The 12,013-nt window shown below is 47.0% G+C and carries 13 protein-coding genes; 3 read left to right on the top strand and 10 right to left on the bottom strand.

Features of this window, described 5'->3' with window-relative positions:
- Positions 1 to 3 precede the first annotated feature (3 nt).
- The 7 genes from AC0VZ8_RS22230 to AC0VZ8_RS22260 form a co-directional block, all read right to left on the bottom strand.
- On the bottom strand, positions 4 to 330 hold the full coding sequence (locus tag AC0VZ8_RS22230; protein WP_071219969.1) for a DUF4387 domain-containing protein: 327 nt from the start codon (positions 328 to 330) through the stop codon (positions 4 to 6).
- A gap of 13 nt (positions 331 to 343) precedes the next feature.
- The gene (locus tag AC0VZ8_RS22235; protein WP_475484407.1) at positions 344 to 1,693 is read right to left on the bottom strand and encodes an acyclic terpene utilization AtuA family protein; all 1,350 of its coding nucleotides are present in this window, start codon (positions 1,691 to 1,693) and stop codon (positions 344 to 346) included.
- A 90-nt stretch (positions 1,694 to 1,783) separates the two neighbouring features.
- The gene (locus AC0VZ8_RS22240) at positions 1,784 to 2,482 is read right to left on the bottom strand and encodes a FadR/GntR family transcriptional regulator (RefSeq protein WP_071219967.1); all 699 of its coding nucleotides are present in this window, start codon (positions 2,480 to 2,482) and stop codon (positions 1,784 to 1,786) included.
- Between the two features lie 337 nt (positions 2,483 to 2,819).
- Entirely contained in the window at positions 2,820 to 3,113 is a 294-nt protein-coding gene (locus AC0VZ8_RS22245; RefSeq protein WP_475484408.1) for a hypothetical protein, read from the bottom strand.
- Positions 3,114 to 3,161: 48 nt separating this feature from the next.
- Positions 3,162 to 3,953, bottom strand: a complete 792-nt coding sequence (locus tag AC0VZ8_RS22250; RefSeq protein ID WP_071219965.1) for a lipid II flippase Amj family protein — start codon at positions 3,951 to 3,953, stop codon at positions 3,162 to 3,164.
- Between the two features lie 102 nt (positions 3,954 to 4,055).
- Positions 4,056 to 4,439, bottom strand: a complete 384-nt coding sequence (locus AC0VZ8_RS22255; RefSeq protein WP_475484409.1) for a hypothetical protein — start codon at positions 4,437 to 4,439, stop codon at positions 4,056 to 4,058.
- 197 nt (positions 4,440 to 4,636) lie between these two features.
- On the bottom strand, positions 4,637 to 5,719 hold the full coding sequence (locus tag AC0VZ8_RS22260) for a Gfo/Idh/MocA family protein (protein WP_475484410.1): 1,083 nt from the start codon (positions 5,717 to 5,719) through the stop codon (positions 4,637 to 4,639).
- Positions 5,720 to 6,096: 377 nt separating this feature from the next.
- On the opposite strand from AC0VZ8_RS22260, the gene AC0VZ8_RS22265 reads away from it, so the two are divergent.
- From AC0VZ8_RS22265 to AC0VZ8_RS22275, 3 genes are read left to right on the top strand one after another with little or no spacing between them, the layout of a single operon-like run.
- Positions 6,097 to 7,635 (top strand): spore germination protein, encoded by a 1,539-nt coding sequence (locus AC0VZ8_RS22265; protein WP_475484411.1) that lies wholly within the window; start codon positions 6,097 to 6,099, stop codon positions 7,633 to 7,635.
- Between the two features lie 26 nt (positions 7,636 to 7,661).
- Entirely contained in the window at positions 7,662 to 8,753 is a 1,092-nt protein-coding gene (locus AC0VZ8_RS22270; protein ID WP_260065873.1) for a spore germination protein, read from the top strand.
- Positions 8,750 to 9,949: a Ger(x)C family spore germination protein gene (locus AC0VZ8_RS22275; protein ID WP_475484412.1), complete on the top strand. Its 1,200-nt coding sequence runs from the start codon at positions 8,750 to 8,752 to the stop codon at positions 9,947 to 9,949. The genes AC0VZ8_RS22270 and AC0VZ8_RS22275 overlap by 4 nt, the downstream gene beginning before the upstream one ends.
- On the opposite strand, the gene AC0VZ8_RS22280 is transcribed toward AC0VZ8_RS22275, so the two are convergent.
- The 3 genes from AC0VZ8_RS22280 to AC0VZ8_RS22290 form a co-directional block, all read right to left on the bottom strand.
- On the bottom strand, positions 9,928 to 10,356 hold the full coding sequence (locus tag AC0VZ8_RS22280) for a GNAT family N-acetyltransferase (protein WP_475484413.1): 429 nt from the start codon (positions 10,354 to 10,356) through the stop codon (positions 9,928 to 9,930). The two genes, AC0VZ8_RS22275 and AC0VZ8_RS22280, sit on opposite strands and share 22 nt — an antisense overlap.
- Positions 10,357 to 10,369: 13 nt before the next feature.
- Complete coding sequence (locus tag AC0VZ8_RS22285; protein WP_260065877.1) at positions 10,370 to 10,744, bottom strand: sensory rhodopsin transducer; 375 nt, start codon at positions 10,742 to 10,744, stop codon at positions 10,370 to 10,372.
- 100 nt (positions 10,745 to 10,844) lie between these two features.
- On the bottom strand, positions 10,845 to 11,942 hold the full coding sequence (locus tag AC0VZ8_RS22290) for a rhamnogalacturonan acetylesterase (protein WP_475487737.1): 1,098 nt from the start codon (positions 11,940 to 11,942) through the stop codon (positions 10,845 to 10,847).
- Positions 11,943 to 12,013: the final 71 nt, after the last annotated feature.

The following is a 12,013-nucleotide window of genomic DNA, read 5'->3' on the forward strand; positions in this document are numbered from 1 at the left end:
GGCTTACCCCTCCTCCAGATGTTCAATGGATAGTTTCATGAGGGGAGCATGCTGCTGGGCACCGTACACGTCGCGATCGCCGACACTGCCCGACGATATGTCCCGCGACATCGTGATTTTGAAACCCAGCGCCTGGTCGAAAAATACCAAATGATGAATCTGCTCCTCCCTTATCTGATACAGCTCGCATATCGTCCCTTTCGTAATGACGCCGGACTGTTTCACTCTGTCATACTGCTCCTTGGAATCAAACAACACGTCTAATGTAATTTCGAAGGGTCCCGAGTTTTTGCTTCGCAGCACTTTCGCTAAATCGCCGAGTTCTGTCATGGTTTGATCCTCCTTATCGATGCTCTATACGAAAAGCATTATTTTTCATTTCCATCAGGTGATAGACGGAGAACTCATACACAGGACCGAACTCGATATCGCTTGGCGCGAATGGAAATGCCAGATTGCCTGCCGTTGATTTCCGGCCTTCATAGCCATAATGCAGAAAGGTGGAGCGCACCGTCGCGCAGATGCTGTTCGCCAATTCCTGCGTCTTGGCCACCACTTCGAACATGACGCCGACCTCATGTCCGGCGAACGACTCAGGCTCCTTGCTCCCGAGAACGCCATTCTTGCCGTAGTTGTAAAATTGGATCCGATAATCCGATTCCGAAATTTCCCGGTAATATTCCCGCGCCTGGTTGCGAACATATTCCTCAACCTCTTCCAGCTTCCCGATCAGAAGCGGATCCCGGATCCCGGCGACCACGAAGGTCCGATACGCGACGCGCCTAGCGCCTTCCAGCTTAATGAAGTATTTCTCCGCCGGAAGGAACCGACTGCCGGTTACGCGAACGACGCCTTTCTCCTCTTCCTCGAAGCGGCAGTTCTCCAAATCGAGCGTAAAGCCGGGGCCGTGCAGAATAAACGGATGTTCCTTCTCATAAAAGGTATGGGCCGCAACGCTGGTCGGGCTGCACGTCCGGCTCGGGTTAAGCGATTGAACGGTAAACGAATGGTCGCTGATCGTGCCAAGAATGCTGTCTTTGGTGGTTCCCGGTTCCGCGCACAATGCGCCGCATTCCAAAATTTTGCCCAGATGATAGGATAGCCCCGGGTCCTTGCCGTGATAGATCCCGATCGCCGCGAAAGGCGAAGGATCATACGCCCGGCCGCAGACGATGATGTCCACACCTTGTTGAAGCGCTTCCACAATCGGCTCGTGTCCCATCTGGGCAACGATGCTGTTGGTGGAGTCAATCAACTCACTGGTGAGTGGCGGAATATTCGGACTTAGTGCCTTAATCCGCCCTTCTTCCTTCGCCTGATGAATTTCCTCCCGGGTGAAGTCGGCCCATATGACGGACACCTTGGCCTGAAGCCCCCGCTCATCCAAAATCTCATCAATGATATCCAGCGTCCAGTTCACATGGGTCCGTGCCCCCGAGCCCCCGGCCGAGCCGATGATGATCGGAATTTTCCGGGGTAAACCGTTCGTGAGCATAATGTCCAGATCCTTCTTGACCGCCCGCTTGCTGACGATCGATACGCCGGCGCCCAGCTTGTGCGGTCCTCCATCCGTGGAGCCCGCATCAACGACGATGCCGTGCAGCTCGAACTCCAGTCCGTTCAGGAAGGATTGTTCAGGAAATCCATATCCCAGCATGCCGCAGGGTGATAGAATTCGAATGTCTGTATTCATCTGCAGTCCCTCTCTACCAACATATTCACCCATGACCATTGGATAATTGGATTATCCAATTTGTGCTAAAAGGGGGACGTTTCTCCCCTCTTAAACATGAATGTAGTTTTTCTGTATGTTTTCTTTAACCCTTCTGAGATGGTTCAGCAAAGCCAGCTTCGCTTTTACCGGGTCACGTTCCTTAATGGCTTGCAAAATAAGTAAATGTTCTTCGTAGACCTCGCTCTTGCGACCCGGAATCTGGGCGGTTTTGCTCAGTGTCCGCTGCAGCAAATCCATATGCAATTCAATCATATTGACGAGTACAACGTTATGCGTGGCTTTCGCAATCGACAAGTGGAATGCTTGATCCGGCTTCGATCGATCGTCCGCATTCTGATCGATCTCCCCCCAAGTCGCGAAGGCTGCCTCAATCTCGGCGATATCCTCATCGGTTGCGCGCTTTGCCGCCAGCTCCACAATTCCGGTCTCAAACAATTCACGCGCCTCTAACAACTCAATGATGGTTGCACGTTCGATATTATCCAGGATGCGGCTGCGATCCTCGGCAACATCCAGTGCCTTGCTCAGGAAACGCCCGCCTCCGGGTCTGGCTTCGATCAATCCTTCGCGCTCCAGAATGCGGAAAGCTTCCCGCAATGTCCCGCGACTAATGCCAAACGATTGGGCCAGCTCCCGCTCTGTCGGAAGAACGTCGCCCGGGGTCAGATTTCCTTCCAGAATCAAATTCTTGATCTGTTCGATGACATCCTCGTACACCCGATGATATTTAATCTTCTTAATGGTCATATGACTACCCTCTCTATCCCTACTTGCGCAGACGATAATTGGGTGACCCAATTAACCGCATGTTTAGCATAAACGCATCCGAATAGGCTGTCAAGCATAAAAATAGCGCTTACATAACCGTTTTAAAGGCTTGTCAGCACCTAATATACAGATACACCGGATAATTGGGTGACCCAATAAACTTCATCTTGTCCTCTTTTTCCACACCTTCTAGTATGGATTACTTCCAATATGCGTAAGGTCTATAATCCAACTTCGACCATATATTCAAGACAAATAACCCTGGCTTGGATAGGAATCCATGACAGGGTTTATGCTCACTCTATAAAATCCAATGTTAGGATTGCGGTCTTCGTTTTGCCAACATCCATCTAACACTTCCATATAAGCAGCCTAATACAATAAAGCCTCCAATTGCAGCCACGGTAAACCATTCGCTATTCCGCTCAATCATTCCAAAAGCTGCCTGAGCCGGCAGGGATTCCGTCTGTTCATATTGCCTGCTCAGATCCAGATCCCGCCCATATCTCTGTGTTAGCACCATGCCTTGCAGCATCATAAATACAAAATAGCCTATATATATCGCTGCAGCAAACAGCACGGATTCCATCACTACACGTTTACGCGTCATTACGATTCTTCCTCTCTCCTTCTGGCGTTCAAACAACAATTACAGTCCTTATATCCACTTCACAATCTCACTGATTACATAAGCGGCTGGAATGATCACGAGTTGTGCCAGCATGGTCCCAAAAAACCTTGAAACCATCAGCATTGTATATACTTTGCCAAGCTGATCCCTCGCTTCCTCGTTCCGAGTCGCCTTATCGGTAATCAAACCAAGCTGGGGATCAATAAATATCGTTAAAATAATGGTCGCGATTCCGTTGATTAACCCGGATGCCTGAGATGCTGTGGTGCTGTACTGAGGAATGAGGTGAGCTGCATACAGGGATGACAGGACACCTACGGTGTAAAAAGCCGTGACCACAATATTCAGGATAATAAACCGTTTAGGTACTCCTAAGTAACGAAACTGACTCCATTTCAAGTTGGGTTTTCTTATGTAATGCCTTGTGTTCTTAAGCTGTCCAATGGTCACACTGGATACCAGCTTCGGAATCGATCCGGCGACCTCCAGCTTGCTGATGACTCTGCTGAACAGATTGACAAAGGTGGGAAACAGTGCGATTGCAACAATGGTTCCGATTGAGGCGGCTAACAGAATCGCCCTGAAATAAGAGAGCACATCAAATGAAGGATCCAACTTCGCATAATCAACAAACTTGGCTGTCAGCGGAGCTTGAACTAAGTTGGACGTTCGGGAAACCAGCACAATAATCCCCGTCAACGATAATGCAACAGCGATCTTGTTTAGCTTCACTCCGGCATATCTTGCGGAGTACGACAAGGTTTCGGCCGTATGAATAATCATCGTCAGCACAAACACAACGATCAAGCTCTGTAGCATAGAGGGTTCCTCCCCACCTGATGTTCAGGTAAAACACCGTACCCAATATTGTGGCAATTGGTCTGCAAGCTATCTGCCCACTCTTTATATCTATCCGATTTACTACCGGATTAGTACGTGCCCTCCCTGCTCTTCCAGCATCAAAGCCGTCCGGCTATAAATCTGGTGCAGCTGCTGGCGGGTTATGAGACTGGCTTTATGTTCAAACGTTACATGAAACTGTGAATTGCGATCTGCAAGATACCGCATATAGGCGTAAGCATCTCCGTAATTCACATCATGATCATGCTCCGGCAGGACAGGCAGGTGATGCGTGAACTTGTCCTCATCATAAAATACGTTGCTGTAATGGACCACATATACCCGGGATGCCATCCGATCCAGAAAATGATACGGGTCAAACCCGTAAAAGGCCCTGCGGGTAATATCAAGTCTGGCCGTATCCAGCACAAACCCGATTTCAGGATAATCGTGAAAGCTATCCATGAACACATCCTCGTAGTCACCAAAAAAATCATGCTCCAGCACAATGCGCTGCCCGTAGCGGAGCTGCAGCTCACAAAGAAACTCAAATAACCGCTTGGAAATGTCCCGAAATTTTGTTTTGCTCAGTTGGTTGTAACTATAACGATGTGCGGAATCGGGCAGTCTCGGATACGGAGTAAAGGGCTTTAACTTTCCTATTACCCATTTCGAATCATGGATCCATAATCAACGCTGACTCGGCTGTTCGTAACGGACGAAAGACGAATCGCATCCAGAACAGCTTGTACCTTGTGGCCATCCTCGAAATTCGGCATATTCAACATTGATCGATTTGCAGTTATGCTCTGATATATGCCGTCTATCATCTGATAGAAGCCGTTATAATAGGGCACTGCCGGGGCTTCCAGGTTAGCCGGTGGATCAAACGGAACCATCGGGATAGATTCAAACGCCCCGCCGAAGCTGCATTCGAGGGTATGATCATTTCGCATCACCAGCGTCCCCTTCGTCCCATAGATCTCTAACGTCCATCCCGCTCCGCGGATCCCCGGAAAAAATACATCCGCAAGGAAAGAAGCACCACCCTTAAAACACCCTGTGAAGGTAAAGGCATCCTCAGCATCCCTAAGCTCAAGCCCTGCATCTCCGTTATAGGCCGGAACCTGGGTTCTCAGGTCGCCGTACACTTCTGTAATTTCTTCGTCCATCCACCACAAGAGGGAATCTACCATATGCGAACCGATCGCAAACAGGAATCCACCGCCATCCTCGCTGCGCGCTTCCCATCCCCGGTAAGAATTAGACAGTACGGAGTGGCCGGAAAAGCTCCCTGTATATTTGATATGCTGTATGTCTCCGAGTTCTTTACCTTGCAGCATGTGCTTTATTCGTTGCCGAATTGGTGTCCATCTCCATTGAAAATTAACGAAAGCTTGTCGATCTACCCGTTCTGACTCTCTCCACATCTGTAACGTTTGCTCTGTATTCATGCCCAGAGGCTTCTCCGTCAGGACATGATAGCCGGACTGGAGGGCGAGCATCGTCATTTCATAATGATGGACGGGCGCCGAAACGATCGATACCAGATCAAGCGACTCACTCTCCATCATGTCACGCCAGTTCCTGTAATACGGAATTCCATTCCACGAGCGGTCATCCGTGCGCTGTCGATGCACACTGGCAATGGATTTCACCTCCATTCCCGGGTGCAGCTGAAGAATGGGAGCATGAACGGTACCGCCAAATCCGGTCCCTATAATCCCTACCGACAATGTCTTCATCTTATGGAACCTCCTAACGTACATCGAGCTACCTGCCTGAAGTTATTTTAACATTATTTCCCTCTCGCGTATCCAGTGTCTTTAGTCAAGCCAAACTTTTCAATAATCATTAGTTCCACTCCTGCTTAGTCGTCGATGTATTAAGTTTAAACGGTTGTTGCTTAGATAATAATGGAATTATAGAGACTTACGCCTAAATGGCGCTAATGTTGGCATAACAGGGGGATTAACATGTGGAGAATGGTGCTTTCCTACCTTCCGGATTGGAAGGTTTTTATGCAGGGGTTCATTGCATTTATGGTTCCATATATAATCTCAAGGTTTTTTAAGTGGGTTCATAACTCAAAGGAAGACTGAAGAAATGGCGGGGTTCAACAATGAAACAACATGACCATGAAAACAACAAAACCTTGGATCCTGCTGAAACCTCAATAAACCGTTTTTCGGGGAACTTCGCCTTGGATCTTGAACTGATGAGAACAAGGATCGGCCATAACTCGGATGTGCAATTTAGGGAGTTTTACATTGGAGGCACGGGCATTGGTGCGGCCATCATTTTCGTAGACGGACTGTCGGATAAAGAGCTCATCGACCAACACATTATGAAATCGCTTATGATGAGCTTCTCCGAAAAAAATAATCAGGATCCATCTCTTGTGCATGGGGTCCTTTCTAACGAGTTTATTAAAAATCAAGTTCTTACCATTAGTGAAGTAACAGAAACACAACATGTTAATGACTTAACGTCCAAGATATTGACAGGTTCGACTGCACTGTTTGTGGATGGATTGCAGCATGTGCTCATTCTCGGTACGACCAAAGGGAAATCGCGCAGTATTGAAGAACCGTCTTCGGAACCATTGGTTAGAGGCCCACGGGTAGGTTTCACAGAATCGTTACGTGATAATACCGCTCTTTTACGACAGCATGGTGACAACAACAACTTATCCATCATTAAGTTTCAAGTAGGGCAAAGTTCAAAAAAAGAACTTGTCATTGCTTATATCAAAGATATGGCTGATCCTGCTTTGGTGGAAGAGGTCCAGAAAAGAATCCAAAAAATAAATATAGATGATGTACCGGAATCAGGCTATGTAGAACAGCTGATCGAGGATAATTACCTCAGTCCTTTTACCCAAGTACAGAATACAGAGCGTCCCGACCGCGTTTACAGTGCCTTGATGGAAGGACGAGTAGCGATCTTGTTAGATGGGACGCCTTTCGCTTTGATCGTTCCGATATCATTTAGTATGATGCTGCACTCACCAGAGGACTATTATGATCGTTGGTTACCTACTTTTCTCATCCGCCTGTTGCGTTATTTTGCGGCTTTTATATCGCTATTTGGACCCTCCTTGTATATTTCGTTTGTATCATTTCACCAGGGATTGATCCCAACCAAACTGGCCTTGTCTATCATGGGCACGAGGGAAGGTGTACCGTTTCCGGCACTAATCGAAGCTCTGATCATGGAAGTAGCCATCGAGATTTTGCGGGAAGGTGGGCTGCGATTACCTAAACCCATTGGTCCGGCCATGGGTATCGTCGGTGGTCTGGTCATAGGAGAAGCTGCCGTACAAGCGGGGATTGTGAGTCCAATTATGGTGATCGTGGTGGCGTTAACCGCCATTTCTTCCTTTGCCATCCCTCAATACAGCGCTGGGATTACGTTTCGTATGCTTCGTTTTATAGCCATGTTTTTCGCTGCAGTGTTTGGATTATACGGTGTCGTTCTGTTTTTCCTTTTCTTTTGCAGCCATTTAGTAAGGTTGGAGAGTTTTGGTGTTGCCTTTGTCACTCCGATCGTTCCATATCGAGTAAGTGATTGGAAAGACTTTATGATTCGTATGCCACTCGTGAAGATGAAACGCCGTCGGAAGGCGATACACAGGAAAGACTCCATCCGTAAAGGATAGCTCTCTATGAAAGGAAATAATCCAACATGATAGGTAGTTCAAAAGAACAAATTACGAATTCGCAAGCAGCGGTGATCCTCGTCAACTATATTCTTGCTGCCGGGATTCTAACCCTACCGCGAACATCTGTGGAGAAAGTGAAAACACCGGATGTTTGGATCACCGTGATTTTGGGCGGGATGATCGCCATGCTCGTAGCGTTGATCATCGTGAAATTAAACCAGCGATTCCCCGGAAAAACCTTTTATCAATATAACCAGGAAATTGTAGGTAAATGGATGGGCGGGTTCTTCAGTTTACTTGTTATCGGCTACTTTTTTACCATTTCTGCCTATGAAGTCAGAACAATGGCAGAAGTAACCGGCCTTTTTTTGCTGGAAGGCACCCCCACCTGGGCCATCATTCTGCCTTTCATGTGGATAGGTCTCTATCTGATCATAGGCGGAATCAACACGCTCGCCCGTTTGTTTGAAATCATATTCCCTATTACGATCGTCATCTTTTTACTGGTTGCCTTTTTGAGCTTAGGCATATTTGAGATCGATAATCTCCGTCCCGTATTAGGATTGGGAATTAGCCCCATGCTAAAAGGAATAAAGACAACCGTTCTCGCATTTTTAGGTTCTGAAATTATGCTGCTCCTTGTTGCGTTTATGCAAAAGCCGGACAAAGCCGTAAAAGTTGTTCTAATCGGTGTTTCCATCCCTTTGCTCTTTTACGTCATCACCGTTGTCATGGTCATCGGAGCCCTGTCGATTGATGGAGTGGTCATGAGTACATGGCCTACCCTTGAGCTTATGCGAAGTTTTGAAATCCCCGGATTGATCTTTGAACGGTTTGAATCTTTGCTGCTGGTAATATGGATTATGCAAATATTCACGACCTTTACCATTACCTATTACGCAGCTGCTTTAGGGATGGCACAGCTCTTCAAAAAGAAGATTCATCCATTTATATATGGCTTGATTCCGATTATTTACGTCATTGCCATGGTTCCAAAAAATATCAATGACCTTTTTGAATTTGGCGATATCATCGGACATGTCGCGCTATTATTATTTGCTGTTCTGCCAGTAATTTTACTTCTAATATCGAAACTGAGAGGTGGAAAAGCTTGAAGCACATCACGATACGGATCCTCTTGAGTGCACTGTTGGTTTTTATAATCCTGCCCCTTACAGGATGTTGGAGCAATAAAGAAATTGAAGATTTGGCACTCATTGTGGGTACTTCGATGGATTTGGAAAAACAGGGAGGTCCTCGGGAAGAGTCAGCGGGACAAGCAGGCGGTCAGCCTCACCTGAATCGAATTACGATAACCAATCAATTTGTTACCTCAGAGACTACAGGAAAAGGAACAAAACCAGGATCATCACCACAAAAAGCTTACAATAACGTTTCTGAAACAGGAGATGCGATCCTGCCGACTTTGCGTAATATGGTATTAAGAATCGACAAGCGCGCCTTTGCTGAGCATTCAAAAGTGATTATCATTGGAGAGGATCTTGCACGTACGCTGGATATGCAAAAGATTTTGGATTTTTATATTAGGGAACAGGAGATGAGACCAAGCGGACTCCTTCTTATCGCTCGAAACCGTGCGAGTCAAACGCTAGAATCGAACAAACCAATGGATATTCCAGCGTTTCAACTCGTTGAAATGACACACGGTCACGGAAGAACAACCAAAATTCTGCCTCCTACTACAATTACCAAGATAGAGGGGAAGCTGCATTCAGGAGCCAGCTTTCTTTTGCAAAATGTCGTTTCGACGAAAGGAGAAATAAAATTCACCGGAGCTGCCGTCATTGAAGGGAAAACTAAAAAACTGCGCGGCTTTTTGAATGAAAAGGACTTGGAGGGCTTAACGTGGATATCCGGAAATGGAAAAGGCGGTTTGGTAAAAAGCGTTGATAGAGAGACTGGCCAGCCAATTATATACGAAGTGATATCCATGAAAAGTAAAATTATACCTCACGTTAATGGGAATAACATCTCGTTTGATATAAAAATCGAGTCTGAAGGAAGAATTGCCGAGCATTGGGTGGTTTCGGAGAAAAGCATCGATACTGACTTTTTGAAAAGAGTGGAAAAAGCTGTTGAAGAAGAGGTGGAGCGTTTAATTGAGAATGTACTGGATAAAATTCAACATGAATACAAAACGGACGTTGCCGGCTTCGGAAACCAATTGAGAATTAGATATCCTCGTATTTGGAAAACAACCAAAAAAGATTGGGATCAAATATTTAGTGAGGTTCCGATGAAGTCTGAGGTGAAAGTAACGATCAAAGATTATGGGACATCCGTTGAATGAGTTCGCTTTATATCCTTCTTCATGCCAATTGTAAATCGCTGAAAACCCAGCTTCTCATAATACGGTTCCAGCCCTTCTTCACACATCAGTTGCGGGAAGACCCGGGACTTCTCGCAATGTTCAACCAATCGATGGAGGATCTGTCGTCCTATCCCCTTGAACTGATAATTCGGATGTACGCCTAATCCGCAAATAACGCCGGTGACCACCCCATCGGAAATTACACGTCCCATGCCTACCAGTCGCTGTCCTTCATAAGCATAAATGGCATACCAGCTCTGCAAACACATGCTTTTCAATTCGATAACGGATAGATGAATAGAGTTCCAACCAAGCGAAGCGTACAATGCTTCCAATTGACGAAAATCCTCTGGCGGCTCTGAGGTATATATTATATCCTGTACCATTCAATGACTTTCCTTAGGATCGGGTTACCGCATACGCCATGACACTCATCAAGGCATTCTCGGGCTGAGTCGAATCGAGACGGCTGTATTGAACAAATACGGGTGCACTGCTCGTAACTTCCATGGCATAAGGAATACCTGGAGGTATACCGTCCCCGACGTCCGTTTGAAGCGTGCTCGTTCGTATATGTTTGGTTCTTCTAGCTGGTACGATGGTTTCCATTCCCAGCAACGGATCACGATCCTCGAAGTAAGCATGAATCGTAACCACAACGTCCTGCTCGGATAAGTTCAAAACACAGACGGATTCATGACTGGTTAGTTCTCCGCTGCTTTCAGGAGGGATATACCCATCCGGAATAATCCAATGTTTTTCACCTTTTGACATGTGTTTCACTCCTCACAACTCATGATTTAAGGATTTTGAATAGATACTAGATTCGCTATTAACGCAGAAATTCCTTTAATCCACGTCCCGACCCATCATGCTAGCGCAGAAACAGAGACAACGGCTGGAGGCCAAGCGCCTTCAAACCGCCAACCACCATATCGGCTAATCGGGCCGCACCGCGCTCTTGAAAATGAGTGTTGTCCATGACACCCTGCGGAAACAGAAGAAACTCCCCTGGCCTCCCCCACATAAACACGGATTTGGTCCCTTCGGGACCCAGCTGGTTAAAACACTCCAAACTCAGCGCCGCCAGATCGACCAAGGGTATATTCTCCTCCTCCGCCAGTTCCCGCACTGCCGTGATATAATCGCCATGCGTGTCCTCCAATAGCCCCTTACTATCAAAATAGCGACGATGAACGGGCGTTACCAGGATCGGCGTCGCCTGTTTCTCCCGGCAAACATCCACGTATTTCTTTAAAAATTCCTTGTATGTCGAAAAAGGCTCCGTATGCCTCTCCTCATCCCGCTTTTGGTCGTTATGGCCAAACTGAATCAGCATATAATCATGAGGCTTCATCTTCTCACGTATTTGCTCCAATAATCCCTCCGTAATAAAGCTCTTGGAGCTTCGACCGGAACGAGCATAATTGCTCACAGTCGCATCCGCTTTAATATAAGCGGGCAGCATTTGCCCCCACCCGGCATAGGGATAACCGTCCGCAGGCTGGTTCGTTACCGTTGAATCCCCTGCCAAAAACAAGTTGCAAGCATGTGGCGCAGGTGCCACTTCCATTGCATTAATCCGGGGAGCCCTGCCCGAGAAGGTCAGTACGATTTTACCTTGGACGGCCGGCACCGTGATGCTAAATCGTTCAAAGTGGCCAGCCGGTATATGTTTCCCGTCCAGCAGCATCTGACCTTCCGTTCCACGAATCGAGGTTTCGGTATCAAACCAGGCATCACCCATCAGCAGATGCAGGGTGTACAGACCATCGATCACATCGACCTGAAACGCAGCATTCAGCGGTATGATAAAATCTCCCCTTAATGCCTCTTCCCCCGCCCGATTCAAGGCAGAGACGTTGGATAAGGAATGGAATCCGTAGCCAAGGTCAGGATTATATAAGGTTTCAGCGTTTATTTTGATATGTTCTTGGCCCGGCGCTCCCGTGCCAAAATCGAATTTATACATCCATTGCAACGTATTTCACCTCTCCCGGTTAAATTCCATCTAAATCCATTATGAACTGCGAGCCTCCGAAC

This window comes from Paenibacillus sp. QJM3NY_38, assembly GCF_056173265.1.